General features: G+C 62.0%; 27 protein-coding genes. 12 read left to right on the top strand and 15 right to left on the bottom strand.

All coding sequences use genetic code 11. The features are described 5' to 3' along the window. Positions 1–98 precede the first annotated feature (98 nt). Positions 99–2,246: a DNA helicase RecQ gene (recQ, locus tag AC3B5Q_RS06940; RefSeq protein WP_021783428.1), complete on the bottom strand. Its 2,148-nt coding sequence runs from the start codon at positions 2,244–2,246 to the stop codon at positions 99–101. Between the two features lie 243 nt (positions 2,247–2,489). Between recQ and AC3B5Q_RS06935 the strand changes: the two genes are divergently transcribed. The 3 genes from AC3B5Q_RS06935 to AC3B5Q_RS06925 all read left to right on the top strand — a co-directional run bounded on the left by AC3B5Q_RS06935 (position 2,490) and on the right by AC3B5Q_RS06925 (position 5,120). After that, a complete protein-coding gene (locus tag AC3B5Q_RS06935) occupies positions 2,490–3,077 on the top strand; it encodes a YecA/YgfB family protein (protein ID WP_010955200.1) in 588 nt (195 codons plus the stop codon). A gap of 7 nt (positions 3,078–3,084) precedes the next feature. Further along, on the top strand, positions 3,085–3,450 hold the full coding sequence (locus AC3B5Q_RS06930; RefSeq protein WP_021783427.1) for a YbaN family protein: 366 nt from the start codon (positions 3,085–3,087) through the stop codon (positions 3,448–3,450). Between the two features lie 311 nt (positions 3,451–3,761). After that, entirely contained in the window at positions 3,762–5,120 is a 1,359-nt protein-coding gene (locus AC3B5Q_RS06925) for a TolC family outer membrane protein (protein ID WP_021783426.1), read from the top strand. A gap of 61 nt (positions 5,121–5,181) precedes the next feature. Here the strand turns inward: AC3B5Q_RS06925 and AC3B5Q_RS06920 are convergent, their stop codons facing one another. The 3 genes from AC3B5Q_RS06920 to AC3B5Q_RS06910 form a co-directional block, all read right to left on the bottom strand. After that, the gene (locus AC3B5Q_RS06920) at positions 5,182–5,781 is read right to left on the bottom strand and encodes a tRNA-uridine aminocarboxypropyltransferase (protein ID WP_274118608.1); all 600 of its coding nucleotides are present in this window, start codon (positions 5,779–5,781) and stop codon (positions 5,182–5,184) included. A 64-nt stretch (positions 5,782–5,845) separates the two neighbouring features. After that, entirely contained in the window at positions 5,846–7,411 is a 1,566-nt protein-coding gene (locus AC3B5Q_RS06915; protein ID WP_488392951.1) for a methyl-accepting chemotaxis protein, read from the bottom strand. 137 nt (positions 7,412–7,548) lie between these two features. After that, entirely contained in the window at positions 7,549–8,442 is an 894-nt protein-coding gene (locus AC3B5Q_RS06910) for a LysR family transcriptional regulator (protein WP_003254585.1), read from the bottom strand. Positions 8,443–8,666: 224 nt separating this feature from the next. Here AC3B5Q_RS06910 and speB point away from each other — a divergent pair, with 224 nt between their 5' ends. Further along, complete coding sequence (speB, locus tag AC3B5Q_RS06905; protein WP_028697758.1) at positions 8,667–9,617, top strand: agmatinase; 951 nt, start codon at positions 8,667–8,669, stop codon at positions 9,615–9,617. Between the two features lie 132 nt (positions 9,618–9,749). Then, positions 9,750–11,129, top strand: a complete 1,380-nt coding sequence (locus AC3B5Q_RS06900) for a sodium:solute symporter family protein (RefSeq protein ID WP_021783422.1) — start codon at positions 9,750–9,752, stop codon at positions 11,127–11,129. Between the two features lie 127 nt (positions 11,130–11,256). Here the strand turns inward: AC3B5Q_RS06900 and AC3B5Q_RS06895 are convergent, their stop codons facing one another. After that, positions 11,257–11,385 (bottom strand): PA1414 family protein, encoded by a 129-nt coding sequence (locus tag AC3B5Q_RS06895; protein WP_256122388.1) that lies wholly within the window; start codon positions 11,383–11,385, stop codon positions 11,257–11,259. Between the two features lie 124 nt (positions 11,386–11,509). Continuing rightward, on the bottom strand, positions 11,510–12,403 hold the full coding sequence (gene ptrR / locus AC3B5Q_RS06890; RefSeq protein WP_084851169.1) for a putrescine utilization regulator PtrR: 894 nt from the start codon (positions 12,401–12,403) through the stop codon (positions 11,510–11,512). 106 nt (positions 12,404–12,509) lie between these two features. Between ptrR and AC3B5Q_RS06885 the strand changes: the two genes are divergently transcribed. Continuing rightward, the gene (locus AC3B5Q_RS06885; RefSeq protein ID WP_028697755.1) at positions 12,510–13,682 is read left to right on the top strand and encodes an MFS transporter; all 1,173 of its coding nucleotides are present in this window, start codon (positions 12,510–12,512) and stop codon (positions 13,680–13,682) included. A 52-nt stretch (positions 13,683–13,734) separates the two neighbouring features. Here the strand turns inward: AC3B5Q_RS06885 and AC3B5Q_RS06880 are convergent, their stop codons facing one another. The 4 genes from AC3B5Q_RS06880 to AC3B5Q_RS06865 all read right to left on the bottom strand — a co-directional run bounded on the left by AC3B5Q_RS06880 (position 13,735) and on the right by AC3B5Q_RS06865 (position 15,749). Next, positions 13,735–14,661, bottom strand: a complete 927-nt coding sequence (locus AC3B5Q_RS06880; protein WP_028697754.1) for a DMT family transporter — start codon at positions 14,659–14,661, stop codon at positions 13,735–13,737. A 105-nt stretch (positions 14,662–14,766) separates the two neighbouring features. Continuing rightward, on the bottom strand, positions 14,767–15,162 hold the full coding sequence (locus AC3B5Q_RS06875) for a transcriptional regulator (RefSeq protein WP_488392950.1): 396 nt from the start codon (positions 15,160–15,162) through the stop codon (positions 14,767–14,769). Between the two features lie 76 nt (positions 15,163–15,238). After that, positions 15,239–15,493, bottom strand: a complete 255-nt coding sequence (locus tag AC3B5Q_RS06870) for a BrnA antitoxin family protein (RefSeq protein WP_004576871.1) — start codon at positions 15,491–15,493, stop codon at positions 15,239–15,241. Continuing rightward, positions 15,471–15,749: a BrnT family toxin gene (locus tag AC3B5Q_RS06865; RefSeq protein ID WP_010955211.1), complete on the bottom strand. Its 279-nt coding sequence runs from the start codon at positions 15,747–15,749 to the stop codon at positions 15,471–15,473. The genes AC3B5Q_RS06870 and AC3B5Q_RS06865 overlap by 23 nt, the downstream gene beginning before the upstream one ends. A 214-nt stretch (positions 15,750–15,963) precedes the next feature. Between AC3B5Q_RS06865 and AC3B5Q_RS06860 the strand changes: the two genes are divergently transcribed. Then, complete coding sequence (locus AC3B5Q_RS06860; RefSeq protein WP_488392949.1) at positions 15,964–16,236, top strand: hypothetical protein; 273 nt, start codon at positions 15,964–15,966, stop codon at positions 16,234–16,236. Between the two features lie 71 nt (positions 16,237–16,307). Here AC3B5Q_RS06860 and AC3B5Q_RS06855 read toward each other — a convergent pair whose 3' ends face one another. Beyond that, entirely contained in the window at positions 16,308–17,669 is a 1,362-nt protein-coding gene (locus AC3B5Q_RS06855) for a DEAD/DEAH box helicase (RefSeq protein WP_012051553.1), read from the bottom strand. Positions 17,670–17,772: 103 nt separating this feature from the next. On the opposite strand from AC3B5Q_RS06855, the gene AC3B5Q_RS06850 reads away from it, so the two are divergent. Further along, positions 17,773–19,074, top strand: coding sequence for a mechanosensitive ion channel family protein (locus tag AC3B5Q_RS06850; RefSeq protein WP_103462170.1), 1,302 nt, complete (start codon positions 17,773–17,775; stop codon positions 19,072–19,074). Positions 19,075–19,116: 42 nt separating this feature from the next. On the opposite strand, the gene AC3B5Q_RS06845 is transcribed toward AC3B5Q_RS06850, so the two are convergent. From AC3B5Q_RS06845 to AC3B5Q_RS06835, 3 genes are all read right to left on the bottom strand, one after another. After that, complete coding sequence (locus AC3B5Q_RS06845; protein ID WP_003254607.1) at positions 19,117–19,992, bottom strand: carboxylate/amino acid/amine transporter; 876 nt, start codon at positions 19,990–19,992, stop codon at positions 19,117–19,119. 285 nt (positions 19,993–20,277) lie between these two features. After that, the gene (locus AC3B5Q_RS06840; RefSeq protein WP_021783415.1) at positions 20,278–20,877 is read right to left on the bottom strand and encodes an FMN-dependent NADH-azoreductase; all 600 of its coding nucleotides are present in this window, start codon (positions 20,875–20,877) and stop codon (positions 20,278–20,280) included. A gap of 109 nt (positions 20,878–20,986) precedes the next feature. Then, positions 20,987–21,301, bottom strand: a complete 315-nt coding sequence (locus AC3B5Q_RS06835) for a hypothetical protein (RefSeq protein ID WP_028697750.1) — start codon at positions 21,299–21,301, stop codon at positions 20,987–20,989. Between the two features lie 48 nt (positions 21,302–21,349). On the opposite strand from AC3B5Q_RS06835, the gene AC3B5Q_RS06830 reads away from it, so the two are divergent. The 4 genes from AC3B5Q_RS06830 (at position 21,350) to AC3B5Q_RS06815 (ending at position 25,545) form a co-directional block, all read left to right on the top strand. Then, positions 21,350–22,273: a LysR family transcriptional regulator gene (locus tag AC3B5Q_RS06830; RefSeq protein WP_003254610.1), complete on the top strand. Its 924-nt coding sequence runs from the start codon at positions 21,350–21,352 to the stop codon at positions 22,271–22,273. A 13-nt stretch (positions 22,274–22,286) separates the two neighbouring features. Beyond that, a complete protein-coding gene (locus tag AC3B5Q_RS06825) occupies positions 22,287–23,099 on the top strand; it encodes an alpha/beta fold hydrolase (RefSeq protein ID WP_103462169.1) in 813 nt (270 codons plus the stop codon). Then, positions 23,093–23,650: a peptidylprolyl isomerase gene (locus tag AC3B5Q_RS06820; protein WP_021783413.1), complete on the top strand. Its 558-nt coding sequence runs from the start codon at positions 23,093–23,095 to the stop codon at positions 23,648–23,650. The genes AC3B5Q_RS06825 and AC3B5Q_RS06820 overlap by 7 nt, the downstream gene beginning before the upstream one ends. Before the next feature lie 62 nt (positions 23,651–23,712). Then, the gene (locus AC3B5Q_RS06815; protein ID WP_021783412.1) at positions 23,713–25,545 is read left to right on the top strand and encodes an ABC transporter ATP-binding protein; all 1,833 of its coding nucleotides are present in this window, start codon (positions 23,713–23,715) and stop codon (positions 25,543–25,545) included. A 124-nt stretch (positions 25,546–25,669) separates the two neighbouring features. On the opposite strand, the gene AC3B5Q_RS06810 is transcribed toward AC3B5Q_RS06815, so the two are convergent. Further along, the gene (locus AC3B5Q_RS06810) at positions 25,670–26,797 is read right to left on the bottom strand and encodes a GNAT family N-acetyltransferase (protein WP_274118611.1); all 1,128 of its coding nucleotides are present in this window, start codon (positions 26,795–26,797) and stop codon (positions 25,670–25,672) included. Positions 26,798–26,882: the final 85 nt, after the last annotated feature.

Genomic DNA, 26,882 nt, shown 5'->3' with positions numbered 1-26,882 from the left:
CATGAGGCAAGGCTCGGCCTGGTCTACGCGTTCGATAATCGTCAAAAAGCATGACAAAGGTCAGCAGATGGCGCTTCCGCCTTCGATCCTGCCGGTGTTTACAATTCGAATTCCGCCGCCAGTGCTGCCCGCACGCAATAGAGTACGCCCTCCGGTACCCGCGCCCCGAACTGGGGGGCTATGGCCGACACCGGTGGCAGTTCACCCTCACCATCAAGAAAGGCGTCCTGCACCTCCAGCATCAGGTCTTCCGGCAGGTCGATGGCCTGATCAAGACTCAGCTCCTGGCGCCCCAGCGCCTCGGCCAGCAGGCTATACACGTTCTTCTCGCTGCAGTTGAGCTGCCCGGCGATCTGCGCCGGGGTCATGCCGGCACGGGCCAGGCTGACCAGTTCGTGGCGCAGGTCGAGCACCACTTTCGGTGCCTCGTCGGTGCCACCACTGTTGTTCAGCACTTCGAGGAACGCCTGGCCGTAGCGCTCCAGCTTGCGCGCCCCCACACCGCTGACCTGGGCCATGTCGCTGAGGCTGACCGGCTGGCTGCGCAGCATCTCCAGCAGTGTCGAGTCGGGGAAGATGACGTAGGGTGGCACACTGTGTTCTTCGGCCAGCTTGCGACGCAGGGTACGCAGCGCTTCCCACAGATCGCGCTCTTCGGCACGCACCAGCTGGCTGGCCGGGCTGCCGCCACCGGACGACGAGGTTTTGGCTGTGGTCTGGGGTTTGAGATCACGGCGCAGTTGCAAGGTCACCTCGCCGCGCAGCAGCGGCCGGCAGCTGTCGGACAGGCGCAGGCCGCCGTAGCCTTCGAGGTCGATATCGACCAGCCCGCGCGCCACCAGCTGCCGGAACAGCGAGCGCCACTCGACCTCGGCCAGACCTTTGCCAACACCAAATACCGACAACTTCTCGTGGCCGAAATTGCGCACCTTCTCGGTGTCCTTGCCTAACAGCACATCGACCAGGTGGCCAACACCATAACGCTGGCCGGTGCGGAACACCGCCGACAGCGCCTGGCGGGCCGGCTCGGTAGCGTCCCAGGTCTGGATGTTGTCGACACAGTTGTCGCAATGCCCGCACGGTTGTTCGAGGGTCTCGTCGAAGTAGGCCAGCAGCGACTGGCGGCGGCAGCGGGTTTCTTCGCACAGCGCCAGCATGGCATCCAGCTTGTGCTGCTCTATACGTTTGTGGCGCTCGTCGCCTTCGGAGTTCTGCAGCATCTGCTTGAGCATCACCATGTCCTGCAGCCCGTAGGCCATCCAGGCATCGGAGGGCAGGCCGTCACGGCCGGCACGGCCGGTTTCCTGGTAGTAGGCCTCAAGCGATTTGGGCAGGTCGAGGTGGGCAACGAAGCGCACGTTGGGCTTGTCGATACCCATGCCGAAAGCAATGGTAGCAACCATGATCAGCCCTTCCTCGTTCAGGAAGCGATGCTGGTTGGCCGCCCGCGTCTCGGCGGCCAGGCCGGCGTGGTAAGGCAGCGCTGGGAAACCCTGACTACAGAGGAAGGCGGCGGTTTCGTCGACCTTCTTGCGCGACAGGCAGTAGACGATGCCAGCGTTGCCACGGCGCTCGCCGAGAAAGGCCATCAGTTGCTTGCGCGGTGCCTCCTTGGGCACGATGCGGTAGAAGATGTTGGGCCGGTCGAAACTCGACAGGAAGCGCTCGGCGCCTTGCAGGTGCAGGCGCTGGACAATCTCCTCGCGGGTCCGCATGTCGGCGGTAGCGGTAAGCGCAATGCGCGGAACATGCGGGAACAGCTCGGCCAGCTGGCCCAGCTGCAGGTACTCTGGGCGGAAATCGTGACCCCATTGCGATACGCAGTGGGCCTCGTCAATGGCGAACAGCGAGATGTCCAGATCGCGCAGGAAGTCGAGCATGCGCGGCTGCACCAAGCGTTCCGGTGCCAGATACAGCATCTTGACTTCACCACGGCGCAGGCGCCCGGCCAGTTCACGCTGCTGCTCCGCCGTCAGGGTAGAGTTCAGGGCGGCCGCAGACACACCCAGCTCGTCAAGGGTGGCGACCTGGTCGTCCATCAGCGCGATCAGTGGCGATACCACCACCGTCAGGCCCGGGCGCAGCAGCCCCGGCACCTGGAAACACAGCGATTTGCCGCCACCGGTGGGCATCAGCACCAAGGCATCGCCGCCATTGGCCACGCATTCGATGATCGCTGCCTGGCGCCCACGGAAACTGTCGTAGCCGAAGATGTCCTTGAGAACGCGCTGAGCCTGTTCGAGCATGTGCAACTCCAAATCGCCGTACCATCCTGGATAAAGGCTGGACGAAAAACCCGCCCCGCACACGCCAAATGCGTAAGCGGTTTTTGCCAGGCAGCCGGCAAAACCTGCCCCTGGATGAAAAATCGCGGAGTATACCGCAGCACAGCGATGCACAGGCACCATGGCGATAGACGTTCCCTTTGCCCCGCTGCCGCTGCAAGGTGCTAGAATTCGTTATCGTTTATTCCCCAAGGTAGCCCTGTAATGTCCTTCGCCGAGCAACTGACCCGCCTGCAAGCCTTCCTCGACGCCGACGAGCTGCACGAAGAAGCGCTGGACTATGTCGCCGCACACGGCTACCTCACCGCACTTTCGATCAACGCCGAGGACGTGCCCGAGCGCGAGTGGATCGACGCCCTGTTCGCCGAAGAGCCGCACTACGCCAGCGAAGCCCAGCGCACCGAGATCGAGGCCACCCTGGTAGCGCTCAAGGCGCACATTGCCCGCCAGTTGGCCAGCGACGAAGAATTCGACCTGCCATGCGACCTCGACCTGACCGATGAGCCGGACGATTCAGACCTGCGCGGCTGGTGCATCGGCTTCATGGAAGGCGTGTTCCTGCGGGAAGAGGCGTGGTTCGAAAACGCCGAAGAAGAAGTCAGCGAGATGCTGCTGCCGATCATGGTGGGTTCGGGCTTGTTCGACGAGCAACCAGAGTTCGCCGACATCGCCAGCAACGCCAACCTGCAGGATGACATGATCGTGCAGATCCCCGAAGCACTGAGCGCTCTATTCCTGCTGCTGCACGCCCCTGACGAAAAACCAGCGCTGCTCAAGCCACGCCACCACTGAGCAACCTGTGCGCTACCTGCTGCTGGCTACCGGCTGGCTCAGCGTCGCGCTGGGGGTGCTGGGGATATTCCTGCCGGTATTGCCCACCACCCCCTTCCTGCTTTTGGCGGCGGCCTGCTTTGCCCGCAGCTCGCCGCGCTTTCACCATTGGCTGGTCCATCATCCCAAGCTGGGGCCATGGATCCGTGACTACCTCAGTGGTGAAGGCATCCCCCTCAAGGGCAAGGTCTACGCCATCGGCCTGATGTGGGCCAGCATTGGCCTGTCGTGCTACCTGGTCCCGCTATTCTGGGCACGTACCTTCATGCTGACCAGTGCCGTACTGGTCACCCTGTACATTCTCAGCCTGAAAACGCTGCACAGGCCAAAGTGACAATATTTTGTCGCCAAATATCGCTTTCGCCTAATGGGCGCCCTCTTTATCTGAATTAGTTCTGGAACCGCGCACAACCCTTGTGCTCATTGGCTTTCATAGCATTCAGCACCGTCATTCCCTGCCCCTTAAAGCAAAATTATTAGACAATAAAAGTCTTATATGTCAATTTGATATGAATAAATCTTCTTATCTATCGCGTTGAATGTACTTAGCTGTGTTGTTAAAAACCTGCAACACTATATGCGATAAGTTTATCGTCATTTTTTTGGCGAGCAGCAGGATCAATTCCAGGATCAGGGAGATGTACCATGCGCGTTTTGAACCCCATCACCAGTGCTTTACTGTTGGCCCTGGCGAGTGCCAACGTACAGGCGATGTCGATTACCGAGGCTGTCCAAAGCGCCGTGGACTACCACCCACAAGTCAGCTCCAACCGTAACAGCAAGCTGTCGGCCGATGAAGACGTGAAGTTCGCGCGTGGTGGCTACTACCCTTCCGTGGACCTGGTTGCCGGTTACGGCCGCCAGCGCTCGGACAACGCCACTACCCGTGCAGCGGGTAATCACAACAAGGAAACCCTCAACTACACCCAGTCCGAGCTGCGCCTGCGGCAGATGATCTTCGACGGCTTCAACACCGCGAATGAAGTGGGCCGCACCGAGGCGGTCTCTACTTCCCGCGCCTATTACACCCAGGCCGTTGCCCAGGATGTCGCCCTGCGTGCAGTCGAGGTCTACCTGGAAGTGCTAAAACGCCGTGAACTGGTGACCTTGGCCAAGAACAACCTGCAAGCTCACCTGCGCGTCAACGACCAGATTGGCCTGCGCAACGAGCGCGGCGTCGGCAGCACCGCCGACCTCGACCAGTCCCGCGCCCGTCGCGCCCTGGCAGAAAACAACCTGGACACCGCGGAAGTCGACCTGGCCGATGCCGAGGCCAACTTCTTCAGTGTGATCGGCCGTGCCCCGGACGAGCTGGAAAGCCCGCAGACAATCAAGGGCGAGGTGCCAGGCACCCTCGAAGAAGCCCGCGATGGCATGCGTCAGAACAACCCGTATATCAAGTCTGCCCAGGCTGACGTCAACGCCGCCGAGAAGCAGTACGAAGTGGGCAAGTCGACCTTCTACCCACGCTTCGACGCCATTCTGGCAACTGGTGCCAACAACAACACCGGCGGCGAAAAAGGCCATAACAACAACGACTGGCAAGCTGGCGTGGAGATGAACTACAACCTGTTCCGCGGCGGCAGCGACAAGGCTCGCCTGCAGTCCGACGCGCACAAGATCAACCAGGCACTGGACATTCGCAACAACGCCCTGCGGGAGTTGACCGAGAACCTGAGCCTGGCGTGGAACGCCATGAACAACGCCAGCAAGCAGCTGCCAACTGCGCGTGAATACGCCGAGACCACCAAGCGTGTGCGTGCGGCCTACCAGGACCAGTTCGGCCTGGGCCAGCGCACCCTGCTGGACGTACTCGACAGTGAAAACGAGCTGTACAACGCCGACCGCCGCTACACCGAGGTGCGTTATACCGAAGAGTTCTCACGCTACCGCGTACTGGCGACCATGGGTGAATTGCTGAGCAAACAGCATATTTCGCTGCCGCCAGAGGCGCTGGCGACTACCGAAGTACGCACAGAGGCGCGTCTGCCTGAGATGCGTTGAGCGGGTTTGAGATAGCGGGGCCGCTTTGTGCTGCGAATGGGCTGCAAAGCAGCCCCAACCCTCACTCGCGGCCATGATTACGCTGAAACGTCTCTACCCCCATGGCCCTGATCTGCCCCTCGATCAACGCCTCGAACGGCGCCAGCAGTGCGTCAAAGCAGGCCGGTTGCTCCAACGTGTTCAACGCCCCGACCACCGCCTCGATCGTCGACACTGCACCCGCCTCCGGCGCTTTGCGCAACCGATAGCGCGAAGCCGCCACCTGCCCCAGCGTCACCCGTGGCAGCCCCCCCAGCAACGGGTTCAGGTACAGCAGCTTGCGCGCCTTGCGCCAGGTGCCGTCGGGTACGATCAGCAACAAAGGTTTGTCGCCCACCTCGCCATACGCTGTCAGCTCCTGCGCGTCATCGCCCGGGAACAGCAGCACCGGGTGGTATCCGGGGGTGGCGAGCAGGTCATGCAGGTCATCGAATACCTCCCCAATCCGCAGCTCGGCATTGTTCAGGCCAAGGGCAGCCAGACGCGCCGTGTTCAGGGCGTGGGCAGTTTCACTGGGGTGCTGCAGCAGGACCACACGGGTACGGCTATCGAGCGCGGGAATCAATGGGCATAGGCAATGGTCGAGCGGGCGCTGGCAGCGCTCGCAGCGGGGTCTGGGCATGGCGGTCTCCTTGGCGGGGACAGTTTGCCACATAACCGGGGCCCGCTTTGCGGGCCCCGTGATTTCAGCGGTTGAACCTTTCAGCCAGGCTGTGCAGGTACTCCGCCATGCGCTCGAGGTCCTGGCTGATTTCCGCGCCTTGCCTGGCTTGCCCGGCACTCTGGTCGCACAGTTGGGCAATCCTCACGATCTGCTGGTTGATGTCTTCTGCCACATGGGTCTGCTGCTCCGATGCAGTGGCCATCTGCTGGCTCATGCCGGTGATGCGGCTGACCGCCTGGGCAATCCCGCTCAGCGCCGCCTGCACCGCCTCGACACTGTGCACACTGTCCCGGGAAATCTGCTCACCCCGACTGGCAGTGCTGACCGCTCGCTCCGCCCCGGCCCTCAAGGAGGCGATGATATGGTGAATCTCTTCGGTCGAAGCGCGGGTACGCTGCGCCAACGACCGCACCTCATCAGCCACTACGGCGAACCCACGCCCTTGCTCACCGGCGCGCGCCGCTTCAATGGCAGCGTTAAGCGCCAGCAGGTTGGTCTGCTCGGCAATCGAAGTGATCACGTCGACCACGCTGCCAATCGACTGGGTCTGCTCGGCCAAGGCGTTGACCGCCTGACCAATGTCATTGACCGCATCGCTCATGCTGCCCATGGCTTGCAGGCTCTTCAGGGCCAGCTCGCTGCCCTGCTGCGCCAGCTGGTCGGCATCACCTGCCGCATGTGCCGTGCTTTGCACGTTGTGGGTGACCTGCTGGATGGTTGCCGCCATCTGCGCGATAGCCGTGGCGGACTGGTCGGTCTCGCTGCGCTGCCGGTCGAGCATCTGCGCCTGGGCATCGGACAGGTCGGAAGATTGCGCCGCGCGCGACTTTACCCCGACCCCGGCATCCACCAGCCGGGTCAGGGCCGTTTGCAGGCGGGCTTCCTCGCTGATGATGGCTAGGTCGAGCTGGCCCTGCAGGCCCGGGTTGTCGCTGTAGGTCAGCGCCACCAACGGACTGGTAAAGGCCTTGGGATGCTCAGCCAACGTGCGGCGAATGGCCTGGTTCTGCCGGTGCTCGACCCAGTACCACGCCAGCAGCAGACTTGCCATCAGCACCGCGAGCGCGGCATAGGGTGGCAGCCAAAGGTAACCCGCCGCCGACAGCAGGCCGGCGCCGATCAGCGGCCAGCCATGGCCCAGGCCGTACCCCAGGCGGGCAGCCCAAGGCACTGGGCCGCGGCCATCGCGCAAGCGCGCATACAGTGCCTCGGCGCGGCGGATCTGCTCGCGCGTGGGCACCGAGCGCACCGACTCGTAGCCACTGATCCGGCCCTGTTCGTATATCGCCGTGACGTAGGCGCTTACCCAGTAGTAATCGCCGTTCTTCGCCCGGTTCTTGACTATGCCCATCCAGGGTTTGCCCTGTTTGATGGTTTCCCACATGTGGCCAAACACTGCCGGCGGCATGTCCGGGTGGCGCACCAGGTTGTGCGGTTGGCCGACCAGCTCGTCGTAGGTAAAGCCGCTGATCGCTACAAAGGCGTCGTTGCAGTAGGTGATTCGGCTGTCGAGGTCAGTCGTGGAAATAAGGCGTTGATCGCCGGGGAAGGTTCTTTCGTGCTCAGTGACGGGCAAATTCATGCGCATCTTGGGCGATCCTTGCAGGATGAAATGAGGGGAAATCATCAGCGCAAGTTGATATGTAGCAGAGCGCTATCAGGTTAGCGGCCAGCGTTTACCGGAATTTAACCCCCTCCCGACGGAATGCATGAATGCGTCGCATCTCAGCCCACGTTGAGCTGGCTTTTCAGCAGGTCACGGAAGGTCTGGATCAACGGTTCACGGCTGCGACCGCGACGAATGATCAGCGAGAACGGGGCCTGGTAACCAAAGGTCGACGGCGACAGCACGCGCAAATCACCTTTGTCGACCCAGGCCTGGGCGTAGTGCTCGGGCAGGTAGCCGATGTAGGCCCCGGAAAGGATCAGGATCAGCTGCGCCTCCATGCTTTCAACCGTCGCGGCACTGTGCTTGAAGCCATGCCGGGCCAGTTCGGCCTGGCTCCAGTAACCACGCCCGACCATGCGCTGCTGGGTCACCACCTGCTCGGGGATGCGCCGCTCGGCATACAACGGGTGGCGGCTGCTGCAGTACAGCCAGTGCTGTTCGCGGTACAACGGCTGGTAGAGCAAGCCGCTCATCCGCGAAGAAAACGCGCCGATGGCCAGGTCCAGGCGGTTGTCCTGCACACCCAGTTGCAGCTCGTAGGGGCTGGACACCGACAGGTGCAGGTGCACCGCTGGGTGCTCCTGGCTGTAGGCACCGATGGCTTCGGCCAGCGGCAAGGCGCGGTCACCGACAGTGGAGTCGATCACCCCAAGGTTGAGGGTGCCACGCAATTCACCCTTGAGGGCGGCGGCATACTGCTCGAAACCGTCCAGCTCGGCCAGCAGGCGCAGGGTTTCCTGATGGAACAGCTCGCCCTTGCTGGTAAGGCTGAAGCCGCCCCGACCACGGTGGCACAGCACGATACCCAAAGCACCCTCCAGCTGGCTCATGTAGGTACTGATGGCCGAGGTCGACAGGTTCAGCTCGCGCTGGGCGTTGGCAAAGCCCTGGTGGCGCACCACGCTGATGAAGATGCGCAGCAGTTTCAGGTCGGGCAAGGTCGAGGCCATGGTGCAACGGTTCCACAAGGGTATGTGCGCGCAGTCTAACTGCTCCACACGCCTTTAGTTCAGAAAATCCTGAACTAAGTATTTGTCGGTAGCGATTCTTCCCGGGCACTACCTTGAGCAGACTTGGCCGAAATGTCCCTGCCCGCCGGCAAACCACACATGAATGGCGCGCGGCGGCACAGGTTCGAACAAACACAACAATCGACCGACTGATGAGGCCCACCGTGGACAAGACTCTCCACCAACCACTGGGCGGCAACGAAATGCCGCGTTTCGGCGGCATCGCCACCATGCTCCGCCTCCCCCACCTGCAAAGCGCCGCAGGCCTGGATGCTGCCTTCATCGGCGTGCCACTGGATATCGGTACCTCGCTACGCTCCGGCACCCGCTTCGGCCCACGGCAGATCCGCGCCGAATCGGTGATGATCCGCCCGTACAACATGGCTACCGGTGCCGCCCCGTTCGACTCGCTGTCGGTCGCCGATATCGGCGATGTGGCAATCAACACCTTCAATCTGCTGGACGCCGTGCGCATCATTGAAGAAGCGTATGACGAGATCGTCGAGCACAACGTCATTCCCATGACCCTGGGGGGCGATCACACCATCACCCTGCCGATCCTGCGTGCGCTGCACAAAAAACACGGCAAGATCGGTCTGGTGCACATCGATGCCCACGCCGACGTCAACGACCACATGTTCGGCGAGAAAATCGCCCACGGCACCACCTTCCGCCGCGCCGTGGAAGAAGGCCTGCTGGACTGTGAGCGCGTGGTGCAGATCGGCCTGCGCGCCCAGGGCTACACCGCCGATGACTTCAACTGGAGCCGTCGCCAGGGCTTCCGCGTGGTCCAGGCCGAAGAGTGCTGGCACAAGTCGCTGGAGCCCCTGATGGCCGAAGTGCGGGAAAAAGTCGGCGGTGGCCCGGTTTACCTGTCTTTCGACATCGATGGCATCGACCCGGCCTGGGCGCCCGGTACCGGAACCCCGGAAATCGGCGGCTTGACCACCATCCAGGCGATGGAGATCATTCGCGGCTGCCACGGCCTGGACCTGATCGGCTGTGACCTTGTCGAAGTCTCCCCGCCTTACGACACCACCGGCAACACCTCGCTGCTCGGTGCCAATCTGCTGTTCGAGATGCTCTGCGTGCTACCTGGCGTGGTGCGTCGCTAATACCGCTCTACCCCGGCAGGAGCCATGAGGGAGGGCCACTGAGGCCCGCCAACACAAGAAAAGACCGCCGGGCGCCGTGCAAACGCCCGCGCGGTCGATCTCGCCATAATAAAGATAATCGGGAGACCCCCAATGGCCTTGGACATCATTGTTGTAATGATCTACACCGCCGGCATGCTCGGGCTAGGCTGGTATGGCATGCGCCGCGCGAAAACCCATGAAGACTACCTGGTAGCCGGGCGCAACCTCGGCCCGGTGCTGTACATGGGCACCATGGCCACCACCGTACTCGGTGGCGCTTCCACCGTCGGCACCGTGCGCCTGGGCTACGTCCACGGCATTTCCGGCTTCTGGCTGTGCGCCGCCCTGGGTATGGGCATCATCGCCATCAACCTGTTCCTCGCCAAACCGCTGCTGCGCCTGCGCATCTTCACCGTGACCCAGGTGCTGGAGCAACGCTACAACCCCACCGCACGCCAGGCGAGCGCCGTCATCATGCTGGCTTACGCGCTGATGATCGGGGTCACCTCGACCCTGGCCATGGCCACCGTCCTGCAGGTGCTGCTGGACCTGCCGTTCTGGGCTTCTCTGATGCTCGGCGGCGGCGTGGTAGTGCTGTACTCGACCATCGGTGGCATGTGGTCGCTGACCCTGACCGATATCGTCCAGTTCGTGATCAAGACCGTCGGCCTGATGTTCATCCTGCTGCCAGTGTGCCTGTACAAGGCCGGTGGCTGGGACACCCTGGTGGCCAAATTGCCAGCGGCCAGCTTCCAGCTGACTACCATTGGCTGGGACACCATCATCACTTACTTCCTGATCTACTTCTTCGGCATCCTCATCGGCCAGGACATCTGGCAACGGGTGTTCACCGCCCGTGACGAAAAGGTCTGTCAGCGTGCCGGTACCACCGCTGGTGTGTACTGCGTGCTGTATGGCCTGGCCTGTGCTGCGATCGGCATGGCTGCGCACGTACTGATGCCCGACCTGGCCAACCCGAACAACGCCTTTGCCGAGATGATCAAGACCACCTTGCCCGATGGCATCCGTGGCCTGCTGATGGCCGCGGCCCTGGCGGCGATGATGTCCACCGCCAGTGCCGGCCTGCTGGCTGCCTCGACCACCGTGACCGAAGACCTGCTGCCCAAGCTGCGTGGCGGCAAGCAGTCGAGCCTGGGTACCAGCCGCCTGTTCACCCTGCTCACCGGCCTGGTGGTGCTGGGCATCGCGCTGGTGGTGAATGATGTGATCAACGCCCTGACCCTGGCTTATAACCTGCTGGTCGGCGGCATGCTGATCCCGCTGATCGGGGCGATCTTCTGGAAGCGTGCGACCACCGCAGGCGCGATTGCCAGCATGTCGCTGGGCTTTGCCACCGCCCTGCTGTTCATGTTCCTGGACGGGCTGGAGGCCAATACGCCGATCTACTACAGCCTGGCAGTAGGGCTGGTGAGCTTTGTAGTGGTGAGCCTGGTGTCGCGCAAGTCGGTGGCGGCGGTGAAGCTGGCCTGACCGTTGTACCGGCCCTTTCACTTGTAGGAGCGGGCTTGCCCGCGAAAGGGCCAGTACAGGCAATAGACAATCAACAGGCACAAAAAGGCCGCTGCACACACTCGGGTGCAGCGGCCTCTGTCGTTAATCAGCGACGACGCGATTGACGTTTGCGCTGCTCTTCATCAGTCGGGATCGGCACCGGCTGCAAGGGTGGTGGAATCAGCCCCAAGGCGACGGCCAGGTCGTGGAGCCAGTTTGACAGTGGTTTATTCATAATGCCCCCTTGACGGGTCAGCCTCACGGCAAATCAATCCTGCGATGTTTCATACAGATCATAGCCCGATGTCCTGTATTACGCATTCCTCTGTTCCTACAGATAAGGGCCATTTTGACGCGGATCAAGCCGTGGCGGTGCATTCCGACGACTGGTTAATCGTTTCGCTTTGTTGCAGGTCGATCCATGCCTGCAGATTAGCCCCGCGCATGCCCTGGCGCCACATCAGCCAGGTGACCGCCTGATCGAAAGGAGCCTGCAGCGGGTGCACCCTCACCCGGTCACGGCCAGGCAGGCTGTCGAGCATCGACTGGGCCATCATCGCCACACCCGCACCCGCGATCACGCAGGCCAACATGCTTTGATATGACTCGATCTCCATCACCCGCCCCATCGGCGTATGGGCATGGGCATACCAGGCCTCCAGGCGCATGCGGTACGAGCAGCCCTGGCGGAAGGTGAACACCGCCTTGCCCGCCACGTCCTTGGCGGTGCGTACCGCCAGGTGCTCGGGGCTGGTGATCAGTACCAGTTGCTCATCGCACAGCGGCACGCCATCAAGCCCGGCAAGGCTCGGTGGCCCGTCCACAAGAGCAGCATCCAGGGTGTGGTTGAGCAGCCCCTCAAGCAACTCGCCGCTGGGTGCTGCACGCACTTGCAGGTTCACCTGCGGGTAAGCCTGGTGATAGCGCGCCAGCAACCCCGGCAGGTGGGTCGCCGCCGTGCTGTACATGGTCCCCAGTACGAAGTCACCAGCCGGCTGACCGCCACGCACGGCGGCCAGCGCTTCGTCGCGCAAGGCTGACATGCGGTTGGCATAGTCCAGCAGCACCTTGCCTGCTGGCGACAACTGAAGGCGCTGGCGTTCGCGCAGGAACAGTTCGACGCCCAACTGCTCCTCGAGCTGGCGCAGGCGCGTGGAGAGGTTTGATGGCACCCGGTGCAGACGCTCTGCGGCGCGGGTAACCGAGCCTTCCTCGGCCACGGCCTGAAAGATGCGCAGTTGGCTGAACTCCATAGCATTCTCCAAAACAGAATAACTTGATCATCATTATTCAATTTTATTGAAAAACAAACCGTCCTAACCTGCCATCCATCGCTTATATCCGCGCAGGAGACCTGTCATGTCGCCATTCATTCAACTGCTCGCCAGCGCCGTGGCGCTGATGATGGCCATGGGCATCGGCCGTTTCGCCCTCACCCCGCAACTGCCGCAACTGATTGCCGAAGGTCAGTTCGACCTGACAGTCGCCGGGCTGGTCGCGGCGGCCAATTACCTTGGCTACTTCGTGGGTGCGGTGGACGCCATGTTCGCCCGCTCGCCAGGCCAGGTACGCCTGCGCCTGCATGGGGGGCTGTGGCTGTGTGTGCTGCTGACCCTGGCCTCATGGGCTGCCGACGGCTTCTGGGGCCACCTGCTGCTGCGCTTTGGCACCGGCGTAGCCAGCGCCTGGGTGCTGGTGATGATCACCAGCCTCAGCCAGCAAGTAGCCAATGCCCACAACCGCCAACGCCTGGGAGCGCTGGTATTCGCCGGGCCTGGCCTGGGTATTGCCGTGACCGGGCTACTGGCACTGGCCGCACATGTACAGGGGCTGGGCTCGGCAGCGCTGTGGCTGATCTATGCCGTGGCTGCCCTGGTGATGCTGCTGGCCGTGCGGCCGTGGTTGCCACGGGCATTACAAGCGGCACCGGCTCAGTCGCCAGTGCAACAAGGCCCGACGCGCAGTGTCGGCACTGGCCGCCTGGGGTTGGTGTATGCCCTGTATGGCTTGGGCTACATCCTGCCGGCCACCTTTCTGTCACAGATGGCCAATCAGCAGTTTCGCGGGCAGTGGCTGGCTGACCTGTTCTGGCCGGCGTTTGGCCTGGCGGCGGCGCTGGGCGTCTTGCTGGTGAGCGTGCGCCGTGGTGGCCACACTTCAGCCTGGCTGACTGCCACCCTGTGGCTGCAAGGGCTGGGTGTGCTGGCCTGCCTGATGGGTGGAGGGATCGGGCTGGCGCTGGGTGTTGCGCTGTGTGGCGGGCCGTTCCTGGCCTGCATGCAACTGGTCATGCAACGCTCGCGCGAGTTGGCGCCACATGCCACACAACGCAATGCCGGGCTGCTGACCGCGTGCTTTGCCTTGGGGCAGTTGAGTGGGCCGCTGCTGGCCGCGCTCAGCAGCCATTACAGCGGCGGGCTGCAACCCGCATTGATGCTGGCGGCGGGCGGGTTGGTGGTGGCTGGAGTGTTGGTCCAACTGCCCGGTAATGCACAGCAGGGAAGCGCCTGTCAGGCCAAGGTTGCATCCTGAGTCGATGTAGCCTGTTCCGGCCGCCCGCGAAGGGGCCGGTACAGGCTATCCATCACCCTACCAACCGCCGCAATTGTTGTTTCACCCAAGGCTCGGCACTTACCAGGATCACCCCCAGCAACACCATCAACGCCCCGACCACGAAATTCGCACTGAGCGGCTCATCCAGCAGCAATACACCAAAGGTCACCCCAAATAACGGGGTAATGAAGGAAAACACCGCGAGGTTCGACGCCAGGTACTTACGCAGCAACCAGAACCAGGTGAGGTAGCTGATGAATGAGACCACAATCCCCTGGAACAACACGCTGCCCATCGCCAGCGGCGTCAGCGACACCGCGCCGATCTGCCCGCTGACCAGGGCAATCAGCAGCAGCCCGGCAAACCCGACCGCCAGCTGATAGAACAGGGTCAAGGTTGCCGGCGCCTCCGATAGCCGTGAGCAACGCACCACCACCGTAGTCGCGCCCCAGGCCAGCCCGGCGATCACGCCAAAGGCATCACCCAGCAAGGTGCGGCTGTCCATGTCCTCGAACGAAGTGCCACCGGCAAAGGCCATGGCAATGCCGCCGAAGGCCAGCAGAATGCCCAGCCATTGCAGCAGCCGCAAGCGTTCACTGGCTAGCCGAAAATGCAGGCCCAAGGCGGTAAATACCGGCGCGGTGTAGAGGAATACCGACATGTGCGCCGCCGACGTCAGTTTCAGTCCTTCGGCAATGAACAGAAACTCCACCCCGAACAGCCCGCCCGCCACCACCCCTGCGCGCCAAGTGCTGCCGACCTGCTCCCAGCCTCCCCGCCAGCACAGCATCAGGCCTACCAGTACAGCGGCAATGCCATTGCGCAGTGCTGCCTGCATCACCGGGGCAATGTCGACCGCAGCGGTCTTGATCAGTACCTGCTGGCAACCCCAGATCAGGCAAAGCCCCAGCATTACCTGGAAGGCAAAGGCGTCAGGGTTCTTGCGGACCGCGCTCATAAGCGGGCCTCTGGGATGATCGTAGGCATGGGCAAGGCTCGGCAGCGTTCAGAAGCTACCGATTATCGGGTTTCGAGCGCTGCACTTGCCAGCCTTAAAACGACCTCAAGCAATCTGTGCCTTCGCAGATACCTGTTCGAATGTCGTTTCGTCCAGCGCATCCTCCTGCTCATCCAGCACCTGCCGCGGGCGCTCGAAGCCGGGGATGCTGCTGTCGATCAGGCTCATCAAGCGCGAGCCGCGTTCGGTCAGGACGAAGTTTTCGCCATTGCCGCCGTCCTCTTCAGGCCGGCATTCAATGAATCCGCGCTCAAATAGCAGCTTTTCATACTCGCATGCACGGGTTTTCAGGTGATCCACGTCACCCACCGGCTCACCCTTGGCGGCCAATGCCGCAGCATGCTGTTCGGCATAAGGGCGGGGCGTGAAGCTGTGACCGGCGCCGTTCTGCACTTCGTGCAGCAAGCGTTCGATCAGGTCCCAGTCGTAGGTGATGCTCATGGCTACGGGCTCCTGCTGTGGACGAAAGGGGTACACAGGTTGGGACCTGCCAGGGTTGCCAAGCGTTCCGAAGCGCTTAGCGCTGGCGTTGTTGCGCTTGCATGTACTGGCGCAGCAACTGATTGATCCGGGTCTGGTAGCCGCTACCCTGCTCCTTGAACCAGGCGAGGACATCTGAGTCCAGTCGAATGGTCACCGTCTGCTTGGCGGGAACGCGCAGCTCGGCCTGGCGGAAAAAGTCCTGGTCCAGTTCAGGGATATCTGATGTGTCGATATCCTTGTCGTCCTGTCGGGCCAGGCGGCTCCAGTCAGTTCTCGATGATTTGGTCATAGTACCTGGCCTCCCGTTTGGTGGCTTTTCTTGCAGAAATGATGCGTATCACCTCACCCCGCCTCTCCGTGTACACGACGACACCTATCAGCGCCTTTAGCCATCCTAGGCTGACCCAACGTTCTTCAGCACATTCCACATCCTCATCACGCCGGATCAGCATGGGATGATTGAACATGTCAGGAACGTCGGCAAAGTCGATGCCGTGCTTGCGGATATTGCTCTGGTTTTTCCCTTCGTCCCATTCAAAGAACATGGGACGACCTGTATTTACAGCTGTACATACAATACCCCCTCTTTTCCTTCGAGACTAGAGCGATGTAGCGTGCTGCTCAACGGCGCTGGAGAGATACGGGAGCGTTTCAGAAACGGACTACCACCACCAAAGAATCTTCCATCGGTCGCAAGCCCTGAACTTCCCTGCCCCCACAGCCCTCCACCGGGCATCACCACCGCCGGAGGTTGAAAGGATGAAACCGCTACTGCCCATAGCCTGTGCCACTGCCCTGCTCTGCGCCCTGTCCGCTTGGGCCTGCACACCTGAAGAAGCAACACAAAAACGTGAGGAGTTGGCCGGGCTGGTCACTCAGTTGACCGAGCAGAACCCGCAAAAGGCCAAGGAGATCAATGATGAGCTCCAGGGGATGGATCTGGGGACGGCGAGCAAGGACTTGCCCGACAAGTGTCAGCTGATCGACCAGCGGATCAAGGAGTTGAAGCAGGCAGAGAAAAAGGCGGAGTGATCGTTCGTCGCCTGCGCACGCCCTTCGCAGATGCGAGTTTGCGTCGCTTCTGCAAAGGGCCGGCGTGAGTCTTATTCAGCAGCAGGCTTGCGCTTCTTCAGCGGTGCCAGGCCGTCAGCACTGGCCAGGGGCGCGTTGGCCTTCGGCTTGGCAGTAGGCTTGCGCTTGGCGGCAGCTTTCTTATCGCCAGTTTTCTTCTCGACCTTTTTCTTCTTGCTGCCGGCCGCCTTGCCCGAGGCCTTGACTTTCTTCGGCCCGTTGTAGGTGCCCTTCACTTCCTTGATGACCCGGCGTTCGAACTGCTGCTTGAGGTAGCGCTCGATGCTCGACATCAGGTTCCAGTCGTTGTGGGTGATCAGCGAGATCGCCAGGCCTTCACCACCGGCACGGCCGGTACGGCCCACACGGTGGACGTACTCGTCACCGCTGCGTGGCATATCGAAGTTGATCACCAGGTCCAGGCCGTCGATATCCAGGCCACGGGCTGCCACGTCGGTCGCCACCAGCACTTTGGAGCTGCCCTGTTTGAAGCGCTCGATGGCCAGCTTGCGGTCCTTCTGGTCCTTTTCGCCATGCAGCACGAAAGCCTTCACATCCTTGGCCACCAGGTGACCGTAGATACGGTCGGCCATGGCGCGGGTGTTGGTGAAGATAATTGCCTTGTCGAAGGTTTCGTTGGCCAGCAACCACTGCGCGATCTGCTCTTTATGCTGGTCGTGGTCGGCGGTGATGATCTGCTGGCGGGTGCCTTCGGCCAGTTGCGAGACACTGTTGAGCATCAGGTGCTCAGGGTCTTTCAGCACTTTGCCGATGATGTCGCGCAGGGCTGCGCCACCCGTGGTGGCCGAGAACAGCAAGGTCTGCTCGCGGTTCTCGCACTCCTTGCACAGGCGCTCCATGTCTTCGGCAAAGCCCATGTCGAGCATGCGGTCGGCTTCGTCCAGAATCAGGACCTGCACGTGGGACAGGTCGAGGTTGCCGGCATTGAGCTGCTCGAGCAGGCGACCTGGGGTGCCGATCAGCACGTCAGGCACCTTGCGCAGCATGGCGGCTTGTTCCTTGAAGTCTTCGCCGCCAGTCACCAGGCCCGACTTGATGTAGGTGAACTGCGAGAACAGCTGCACCTGCTTGAGGGTTTGCTGGGCCAGTTCACGGGTCGGCAGCAGGATCAACGCGCGAATCTCGACACGCGGGCCGCTGAGGTCGACCAGACGGTTGAGCAGTGGCAGTACGAAGGCCGCCGTCTTGCCGCTGCCGGTCTGCGCAGTCACACGCAGATCACGCCCTTGCAGGGCCAGGGGGATGGCCGCGGCCTGCACCGGGGTTGGCTCGACAAATTTAAGCTCGGCCACGGCTTTAAGCAGGCGTTCATGCAGGGCGAATTGGGAGAACACGGAGGTAACCTCAGACAAGTGCGGGAAATTCAGTTGCATAGGGTAACGTTTTCTGCCGCCTTAGCCGAATTTCTTTTGGCAACTTTGTCGCTATCCGCGCTCTAATACAGCTTCGTTTCGCAACAAGACTGTACGCAAGCCCATGGATATCCAACAAATCTGGCGTGATTCCCTCGACCTGTGGGGCACCCTCGATCAACATCCAATGCTGCACGCCGCCATCGGTCTGGCGGCACTGCTGCTCATTTCCCTGATAGTCGGCCGCCTGGCGCGCTTCCTGGTACTGCAAGGCGGGCGCCTGTTGGCCCGTCAGCATGCGCTGAAGTGGCTGGACGACCTGCGCCACAACAAGGTGTTCCATCGCCTGGCACAAACGACCCCGTCACTGGTGCTGCAATTCGGCCTTAAGCTGGTACCCGAGCTGTCCGACACCGCCCAGCACTTCCTCGGCAATGTCGCCCTGGCCTTTACCCTGCTGTTCATGACCATGGCGCTGTCATGCCTGCTGGATGCCCTGCTCGACATCTATGCCCGCACCGAACACGCCCGCACCCGCTCGATCAAGGGTTACGTGCAGCTGGCCAAGCTGATGTTGTGGATCTTCGCCTCGATCGTCATCGTCGCCACCCTGATCGACCGCTCGCCGCTGTTACTGCTGTCCGGCCTGGGTGCAATGTCGGCGGTGCTGCTGTTGGTGTACAAGGACACCCTGCTGTCATTCGTCGCCAGCGTGCAGTTGACCAGCAACGACATGCTGCATGTGGGTGACTGGATCGAAATGCCGCAGGTAGGCGCCGATGGCGACGTGGTGGACATCACCTTGCACACGGTGAAAGTGCAGAACTTCGACAAGACCCTCGTTTCCATCCCCACCTGGCGCCTGATGAGCGAGTCATTCCGCAATTACCGCGGCATGCAGCAATCCGGTGGCCGACGCATCAAGCGCAGCCTGTTCATCGACGCCGGCGACGTACGCTTTCTCTCCCGCGAAGAAGAGCAGCGCCTGAGCCAGGTGCGGCTGCTGGGTGACTACCTGACCGCCAAGCGCCAGGAACTGCAGAGCTGGAACGAGGCGCTGGGGCCGGTGGCGGAGCTGTCAGCCAACCGCCGCAAGCTGACCAATATCGGTACCTTCCGTGCCTTTGCCCTGGCTTACCTGCAGAACCACCCCAACGTACACAAGAACATGACCTGCATGGTGCGGCAGATGCAGACCACGGCCGAAGGCGTGCCGCTGGAGATTTACTGCTTCACTACCACCACGGCGTGGGAAGAGTACGAGCGGATTCAAGGCGATATCTTCGACTACCTGCTGGCGGTGTTGCCGGAGTTTGGCCTGAGCCTGTATCAGCAGCCGAGTGGCAATGACATGCGGGTGGGGTTGGCCGGGCGTACGGCGGCGGAGCCGATGCTGCGTCGCATTGAAGATATGAGCGAGGCCTGAGATTGCCGGGGCTGCCTTGCAGCCCCCGGATCAAAGGGCGCGTCAGGCCTTGCCGGCCAGCGGCGCCTGTGCGCGCCCACCCAGGCGGCTCAGCCACACCGACGCCAGGATGATCCCCCCGCCGATGAACAGCCGCCCCAGCGGCTCGTGCTGGTTCCAGATCAACAGGTTCAGCAGCAGCCCTACCGGCACATGCAGGTTGTTCATGACCGCTAGCGTACCGCCAGAAACCAGGCATGCACCTTTGTTCCACCAGTACAGCCCCAGCGCCGTCGGGCACAGCCCCAGGAACAACAGCACCAGCCATTGCACATCCGTGCTCGGCAAGTGCTGAGTGTTGCCGAACAGCAAGAAGGCCGGCAGCACCACCAGCAACGCGCCGAGGTAAAAGTACCCGAAGCGGGCGTAGTGTGGCAGGTCACTGGGGTGGCGAGCGACCAGGTGGCGGTACAGCACCTGGCCAGCAGCATAAGTGAAGTTGGCCAGTTGCAGCAGCAGGAAGCCGATGAAGAACTCGCCGCTGATGCTGTCGAAGCGGATCACGGCGGCACCGGCCACGGCGACCAGCGCGGCCACTAGCGCCCAAGCGTTGAAGCGCCGGTTCAGGGCATCTTCGATCAAGGTCACGTGCAGCGGCGTGAGGATGGTGAACAGCAGCACCTCCGGTACGGTAAGCACCCGGAAGCTGAGGTACAGGCAGACATAGGTGATGCCGTACTGCAGCGCGCCAATCAGCAGCATGGAACGCATGAAGCGTGGCTCGACCTGGCGCCAGCGGGTCAGCGGCAGGAACACCAGGCCGGCCAGCAGCACCCTGGCGAGCACTGCGAAATAGCTGTCAACGTGCCCGGCCAGGTACTCGCCGATCAGGCTGAAGGAAAACGCCTGGATCAGCGCGACGATTATCAGGTAGCCCATGGTTGTCTCTCGTGAATCAAGGCCGCGACCTTAGCGGGTTGCGACGAATGAGTTCAACCATGAGGAATGTAGGGGCTGTACCGGCCTCTTCGCGGGCACGCCCGCTCCCACAGGGACCTGCTATATCTTCCGGCGAATGGAGGCCCTGTAGGAGCGGGTTTACCCGCGAAGAGGCCAGCACTGATGCCCTAAAAATCCCAGGCATAAAAAAGCCCGGCCATACAGGCCGGGCAGGTACACCCAAAGGAGCAAAAACAGGTGTCAGGGTTGGGAATTCGTGAAACCTCAGGCCACCGCCGCTAGCTTGGCCTTGGCCTGGCTGACGCCCTTCTCGTGGAACTCGCCGCTCATGTTCAAGCCTTCGGCATGGATGAAGTCGACATCGTGGATGCCGATGAACGCCATCACCTGGCGCAGGTACGGTTCCTGGTGGTCACTGCTGGCGCCAGCATGGATGCCGCCACGGGCAGTCAGGACGATGGCGCGCTTGCCGGTCAGCAGGCCTTGCGGGCCTGTCGGGGTGTACTTGAAGGTGATACCCGCACGCAGCACGTGGTCCAGCCAGGCTTTCAGGGTGCTGGGGATGGTGAAGTTGTACATGGGCGCAGCCATCACCAGCACGTCAGCCGCCAGCAATTCATCCGTCAGTTCGTTGGAACGGGCCAGGGCCTCCAGTTCGGCGGCGGTGCGCTGTTCTTCAGGCTTCATCCAGCCACCCAGCAGATTGGCGTCCAGGTGCGGCACCGGGTTTACGGCCAGGTCACGCACGCTGATCTGATCGGCTGGGTGAGCGGCCTGCCATTGCTGGATGAAATCTTTGGTCAGCTGACGGGAAACGGAATCCTGCTGGCGGGCGCTGCTTTCGATGATCAGTACGCGGGACATGGGGTGCCTCCATCGGCAAAAAAGGGTGCGATTCGATGGAGGTGAGATTAAGGCTTGACCTATCGATAAAAAAGCGTAAAAAGTGGGTCCAATCTATCGATTAATCAGTTTATTCCGCACTGCAGTTCAAGGCGATGCGCAGTTTGATGATTTGCCGATTGAATTTGGCGGTGACATCGACGCTTTTACCCGCCGGTACGTTCACCCGGCGCACCCGCGGTGCCTCCGGGCCATTGCGAAAGGTCACCTTGCACGCCGCCGGGACCTGCCCATAGTTGTTGAGGGTGATGGCGCCAATGTCATAGGCCGTGTCATAGGCGGTGTAGTCGAGCTTGACCCCGGTCAGCTCCTTCTCCACATCGATGGGATAAGCCATGGCCCCGAGGGGCAGGCACATCAGTATTGCCGCACAATATTTCTTCATGGGCCGCTCTCCTTGAAAGAGCGCAGCTTAGGACAACAGGAGCGAAAGATGAAAGCGCCGCGCGTAACCCTTGACCAGTGGCGAACCCTGCAAGCAGTGGTCGATCACGGCGGGTTTGCCCAGGCCGCCGAGGCCTTGCACCGCTCGCAGTCATCGGTCAGCTACACCGTGGCCCGCATGCAGGAGCAACTGGGCGTGCCGCTGCTGCGCATCGATGGGCGCAAGGCGGTGCTGACCGAGGCCGGCAATGTGCTGCTGCGCCGCTCGCGCCACCTGGTCAAACAGGCCAGCCAGCTCGAAGACCTGGCCCACCACATGGAACAAGGCTGGGAAGCCGAGGTGCGCCTGGTGGTCGATGCCGCCTACCCCAGTGCCCGCTTGGTGCGCGCGCTGGCTGCGTTCATGCCGCAAAGCCGCGGCTGCCGGGTGCGCCTGCGTGAAGAGGTGCTGTCTGGCGTGGAGGAAGTGATGCACGAAGGCATCGCCGATCTGGCCATCAGCAGCTACAGCATCGGCGGCTACCTGGGTGCCGAATTGAGCGCCGTGGAGTTCATCGCCGTCGCCCACCCCGAGCACAGCCTGCACCGCCTGGGACGTGAACTGACCTTCCAGGACCTGGAAAGCCAGCTGCAGGTGGTGATCCGCGATTCCGGCCGCGCCCAACCGCGTGACGTGGGCTGGTTGGGCGCCGAGCAGCGCTGGACCGTCGGCAGCCTGGGCACCGCCGCCACCTTTGTCAGCAGCGGCCTGGGCTTTGCGTGGCTGCCCCGTCACATGATCGAGCGCGAGCTGCGCGAAGGCGTACTAAAGCCATTGCCGCTGGATCAGGGTGGCAGCCGCCACCCACTGTTCTACCTTTATTCGAGCAAAGAGAAGACCCTGGGACCGGCCACGCAGATTCTCATCGACCTGCTGCGCAATTTCGACACCGCGCCACTGGACGTGCCCTTCGCAGCCCCCCCGCAAGCCTGAGAGGACCGCGCCCATGGCCTATTTCGAACACGAAGGATGCACGCTGCATTACGAGGAATATGGCCAGGGCGAACCCCTGGTGTTGCTGCACGGCCTGGGCTCCAGCTGCCAGGACTGGGAGTTGCAGGTGCCGGTGCTCAGCCGCCACTATCGGGTGATCCTCATGGACATCCGCGGCCACGGTCGCTCCGACAAGCCCTCTGACGGTTACCAGATCGCCACCTTCAGTGCCGACCTGCTGGCCCTGCTCGAGCACTTGCACACAGGGCCGGTGCACTTCGTCGGCCTGTCCATGGGCGGCATGGTCGGCTTCCAGTTTGCCGTCGACCACCCGCAATGGTTGCGCAGCCTGTGCATCGTCAACAGCGCCCCCGAGGTCAAGCGCCGCACCCGCAGTGACTGGGCGTGGTGGCTCAAGCGCTGGAGCCTGGCGCGCATCCTCAGTGTCGAAACCGTCGGCAAGGGGCTGGCCGAGCGGCTGTTCCCCAAGCCACAACAAGCAGACCTGCGGCACAAGATGGCCCAGCGCTGGGCGCGCAACGACAAACGCGCCTACCTCAAGAGCTTCGACGCTATCGTCGACTGGGGCGTGCAGGAACGCATCGGGCAGATCCACTGCCCTACTCTGGTGATCGCCGCCGACCACGATTACACGCCGATACAACTCAAAGAGCGCTACGTCGCCCTAATACCCAACGCCAGGCTGGTCGTCGTCGACGATTCCCGGCACGCTACACCCCTCGATCAACCCGAGGTCTTCAACCAGACCCTGCTGCAGTTCCTCGCAGCCGTTTCCACCTCTCAAGGATCTTTGAGCCCATGCTGAAAAAACTCCTGCTCACCGCCTGCTCGGTCGCCTTCGCCACCAGTGTCATGGCTTCCGACAAGACCCCGCACGTCATGCTGGACACCAGCTTCGGCCAGGTCGAAATCGAGCTGAACGCCGAGAAGGCACCGATCAGTACCAAGAACTTCCTGGAGTACGTCGACAGCGGCTTCTACAACAACACCATCTTCCACCGCGTGATCCCGGGGTTCATGGTCCAGGGCGGCGGTTTCACTGACCAGATGGTGCAGAAGAACACCAACGACCCAATCAAGAACGAGGCCAGCAACGGCCTGCAGAACACCCGCGGCACCCTGTCGATGGCGCGCACGTCCAACCCGAACTCAGCCACCAGCCAGTTCTTCATCAACGTCGCCGACAACGACTTCCTCAACCCGGGCCGCGACGCCGGTTATGCGGTGTTCGGCAAAGTGACCAAGGGCATGGAAGTGGTCGACCAGATCGTCAACTCGCCCACCACCATCAAAAAAGGCATGCGCGACGTACCGGCCGATCCGGTCTATATCAAGTCCGCCAAACGTATCGACTGACTGCAGGCTTCACAAGGATGTGAAACCGCCTGAGGGTCGGACGAACAGGAGTGTTGTCGACCATGCTGTACCGTCGTTTCGAAAGACTGATCGATATTTTCCGCGCGGCACCGAGCGAAGCCCCCCCGAGCACGGTGTGGCCGTTCTATCTGTACTACCTGCGCCAGGTATGGCCTGCTTTTCTCGCGCTGCTGGTGGTTGGCCTGTTCGCCTCGCTGATCGAGGTGGCGATGTTCAGCTACCTCAGCCGCATCATCGACCTGGCCCAGGGTACGCCCAATGCCAACTTCTTCAGCGAGCACAGCGGCGAGCTGATCTGGATGCTGGTGGTGATCCTGCTGCTGCGGCCAGTGTTCTTCGGCCTGCATGACCTGCTGGTGCACCAGACCATCAACCCTGGCATGACCAGCCTGATCCGCTGGCAGAACCATACCTACGTGCTCAAGCAGAGCCTGAACTTCTTCCAGAGCGACTTTGCCGGGCGCATTGCTCAACGCATCATGCAGACCGGCAACTCGCTGCGCGACTCCGCCGTGCAGGCCGTGGACGCGTTATGGCATGTGCTGATCTACGCCATTACGTCGCTGGTGTTGTTTGCCGAGGCCGACTGGCGCCTGATGCTGCCGCTGCTGATGTGGATCATCGGCTACATCGCCGCGCTCTGCTACTTCGTGCCGAGGGTGAAGGAACGCTCGGTGATTTCTTCCGACGCCCGCTCCAAGCTCATGGGGCGTATCGTCGATGGCTACACCAACATCGCCACCCTCAAGCTGTTCGCCCACACCGACTACGAACAGCAATACGCTCGCGAAGCAATCCGCGAACAAACCGAAAAAACCCAGCTGGCCTCACGGGTGGTCACCAGCATGGACGTGGTCATCACCACCCTCAACGGCCTGCTGGTGGCCACCACCACGGGCCTGGCGCTGTGGCTGTGGAGCCAGTCGCTGATCACCGTCGGCGCCATCGCCCTGGCCACTGGCCTGGTGATCCGCATCGTCAACATGTCAGGCTGGATCATGTGGGTGGTCAACGGCATTTTCGAGAACATCGGCATGGTGCAGGACGGCCTGCAGACCATCGCCCAGCCGGTCACCGTCACCGACAGGCCCAATGCGCCGGCACTGAAGGTCAGCCGCGGCGCGGTGCGTTTCGATGACGTCGACTTCCATTACGGCAAGGCTGCCAATGTCATCGAAGGGCTCAACCTGGACATCCGCCCTGGTGAGAAAATTGGCTTGATCGGCCCATCAGGGGCAGGCAAGTCGACCCTGGTCAACCTGCTGTTACGCCTGTACGACGTGCAGGGTGGGCGCATCCTGATCGACGGCCAGGACATTGCCGAGGTCAGCCAGGCCAGCTTGCGTGCGCAGATCGGCATGATCACCCAGGACACCTCGCTGTTGCACCGTTCGATCCGCGACAACTTGCTGTATGGTCGCCCAGATGCCAGCGAGGCGGAATTGATCGAAGCCGTGCGCCGTGCCCGCGCCGACGAGTTCATCCCGCAACTGTCGGATGCCCAGGGGCGTACCGGCTTCGATGCCCATGTGGGGGAACGCGGGGTCAAGTTGTCGGGCGGTCAGCGTCAGCGTATCGCCATTGCCCGGGTCCTGTTGAAGAATGCGCCGATCCTGATCATGGACGAGGCCACTTCAGCGCTGGACTCGGAGGTGGAGGCTGCAATCCAGGAAAGCCTGGAGACGCTGATGCAGGGCAAGACGGTGATTGCCATCGCCCACCGGCTTTCCACCATTGCCCGTATGGACCGGTTGGTAGTGCTGGACAAGGGACGAATTGCCGAAAGTGGCAGCCACAGTGAGTTGCTGGAACAGCAAGGGCTGTATGCCCGGTTGTGGCACCACCAGACCGGGGGCTTTGTCGGGGTCGATTGACGCTTGCACCAGCCTCTTCGCGGGCTCGCCCGCTCCCACAAGATCACCACAGGCCTCAGAACTGTGCAATACCTGTGGGAGCGGGCAAGCCCGCGAAAAGGCCAGCACAGGCAACACAAAACGCTCAGTCCCGGCGGTAGGGCAACATCCCCCGCGCCTCCTCGGCATACCCCCTGACCCCTTCCCGTTCCTGCAGCAGAAAGTCCTCCACCGCCCGCCGCAACCCCGGATGCAGCAGGTAATGCCACGACCGCGTCAACACCGGCTCGAAACCGCGAATCAACTTGTGCTCCCCCTGCGCCCCGGCATCGAAACGCTGGTAACCCTCGGCAATGGCAAAGTCCATGCCCTGATAGAAACACGTCTCGAAATGCAGCCGGTCGAACTCATCCAGGCAGCCCCAGTAGCGGCCAAACAGGCTGTCACCGCCCACCAGGCTCAAGGCCATGGCCACATCTCGCCCACCCTGGCGGGCCATCACCACGCGCACAGCCTCGGGCATGCGTTCGGCCAGCAGGCTGAAAAACTCGCGGGTCAGGTAAGGCGCCCGACGGCGTACCGCATAGGTGTTGGCGTAACACAGGAAGACGAAGTCCCACTGTGCTTCATCCAGTTCGTCGCCCCGATACCAGCGAAAGTCGATGCCTTGCCCCGCCACCTGCTCGCGTTCCTTGCGCATCTGCTTGCGCTTGCGCGAGCTAAGACTGTCGAGAAAGTCCTGAAAGTCGCGGTAACCGTGATTGCACCAATGAAACTGGCACCCCAACCGCTCCATCCACCCCGGCAAGCCAGCCATCTGCGCATCCAGCTGCGGGTCGGTGAAGTTGATGTGCGCCCCTGACAACCCACCCTTACCCAGGTATTCCGGTAGCGCCTGTAGCACCAGCAAGCCGTCGGCTGGGTCGGCAGCCAGCAAACGCGGGCCACTGACCGGGCTGAACGGCACGGCGCCGAGCAGCTTGGGGTAGTAGGCGATACCGGCCCGCTCACAAGCGTCGGCCCAACCATGATCGAACACATACTCGCCAAACGAGTGCCATTTGCGGTAAGCGGGCAACAGCGCCCGCACCTGCCCGTCACGCTCCAGCACCAGGTGCTCGGGAGCCCAGCCAGTGCTACGCGCCACACTGCCGCTGTCCTCCATTGCACTGAGAAAAGCATGGCGCAGGAAGGGTTGACCGGCTGGCACATGGGCATCCCAGGTGGCTGTCGAGAGATCACGCAGATGGGCAAGGCTGTACAGGCTGGTCACATTTTCGGCTCGCTGTCTGAAGACCGTCAGTATCCCCAAGGAAGGCCCGTCGCTCAAATGACGAACGCCGGGTTGATCCCTTCAT

The organism is Pseudomonas sp. D5(2026) (genome assembly GCF_057766845.1).
This window is presented reverse-complemented; position numbering and strand designations above follow the sequence as displayed.

Bases quoted from the DNA above. Each gene is read 5' to 3' on its own strand.
- recQ (WP_021783428.1), bottom strand. From the start codon at position 2,246: ATGCTCGAACAGGCTCAGCGCGTTCTCAAGGACATCTTCGGCTACGAC.
- AC3B5Q_RS06935 (WP_010955200.1), top strand. From the start codon at position 2,490: ATGTCCTTCGCCGAGCAACTGACCCGCCTGCAAGCCTTCCTCGACGCC.
- AC3B5Q_RS06925 (WP_021783426.1), top strand. From the start codon at position 3,762: ATGCGCGTTTTGAACCCCATCACCAGTGCTTTACTGTTGGCCCTGGCG.
- AC3B5Q_RS06920 (WP_274118608.1), bottom strand. From the start codon at position 5,781: ATGCCCAGACCCCGCTGCGAGCGCTGCCAGCGCCCGCTCGACCATTGC.
- AC3B5Q_RS06915 (WP_488392951.1), bottom strand. From the start codon at position 7,411: ATGCGCATGAATTTGCCCGTCACTGAGCACGAAAGAACCTTCCCCGGC.
- AC3B5Q_RS06910 (WP_003254585.1), bottom strand. From the start codon at position 8,442: ATGGCCTCGACCTTGCCCGACCTGAAACTGCTGCGCATCTTCATCAGC.
- AC3B5Q_RS06900 (WP_021783422.1), top strand. From the start codon at position 9,750: ATGGCCTTGGACATCATTGTTGTAATGATCTACACCGCCGGCATGCTC.
- AC3B5Q_RS06895 (WP_256122388.1), bottom strand. From the start codon at position 11,385: ATGAATAAACCACTGTCAAACTGGCTCCACGACCTGGCCGTCGCCTTG.
- ptrR (WP_084851169.1), bottom strand. From the start codon at position 12,403: ATGGAGTTCAGCCAACTGCGCATCTTTCAGGCCGTGGCCGAGGAAGGC.
- AC3B5Q_RS06885 (WP_028697755.1), top strand. From the start codon at position 12,510: ATGTCGCCATTCATTCAACTGCTCGCCAGCGCCGTGGCGCTGATGATG.
- AC3B5Q_RS06880 (WP_028697754.1), bottom strand. From the start codon at position 14,661: ATGAGCGCGGTCCGCAAGAACCCTGACGCCTTTGCCTTCCAGGTAATG.
- AC3B5Q_RS06875 (WP_488392950.1), bottom strand. From the start codon at position 15,162: ATGAGCATCACCTACGACTGGGACCTGATCGAACGCTTGCTGCACGAA.
- AC3B5Q_RS06870 (WP_004576871.1), bottom strand. From the start codon at position 15,493: ATGACCAAATCATCGAGAACTGACTGGAGCCGCCTGGCCCGACAGGAC.
- AC3B5Q_RS06865 (WP_010955211.1), bottom strand. From the start codon at position 15,749: ATGTTCTTTGAATGGGACGAAGGGAAAAACCAGAGCAATATCCGCAAG.
- AC3B5Q_RS06860 (WP_488392949.1), top strand. From the start codon at position 15,964: ATGAAACCGCTACTGCCCATAGCCTGTGCCACTGCCCTGCTCTGCGCC.
- AC3B5Q_RS06855 (WP_012051553.1), bottom strand. From the start codon at position 17,669: ATGCAACTGAATTTCCCGCACTTGTCTGAGGTTACCTCCGTGTTCTCC.
- AC3B5Q_RS06850 (WP_103462170.1), top strand. From the start codon at position 17,773: ATGGATATCCAACAAATCTGGCGTGATTCCCTCGACCTGTGGGGCACC.
- AC3B5Q_RS06845 (WP_003254607.1), bottom strand. From the start codon at position 19,992: ATGGGCTACCTGATAATCGTCGCGCTGATCCAGGCGTTTTCCTTCAGC.
- AC3B5Q_RS06840 (WP_021783415.1), bottom strand. From the start codon at position 20,877: ATGTCCCGCGTACTGATCATCGAAAGCAGCGCCCGCCAGCAGGATTCC.
- AC3B5Q_RS06835 (WP_028697750.1), bottom strand. From the start codon at position 21,301: ATGAAGAAATATTGTGCGGCAATACTGATGTGCCTGCCCCTCGGGGCC.
- AC3B5Q_RS06830 (WP_003254610.1), top strand. From the start codon at position 21,350: ATGAAAGCGCCGCGCGTAACCCTTGACCAGTGGCGAACCCTGCAAGCA.
- AC3B5Q_RS06825 (WP_103462169.1), top strand. From the start codon at position 22,287: ATGGCCTATTTCGAACACGAAGGATGCACGCTGCATTACGAGGAATAT.
- AC3B5Q_RS06820 (WP_021783413.1), top strand. From the start codon at position 23,093: ATGCTGAAAAAACTCCTGCTCACCGCCTGCTCGGTCGCCTTCGCCACC.
- AC3B5Q_RS06815 (WP_021783412.1), top strand. From the start codon at position 23,713: ATGCTGTACCGTCGTTTCGAAAGACTGATCGATATTTTCCGCGCGGCA.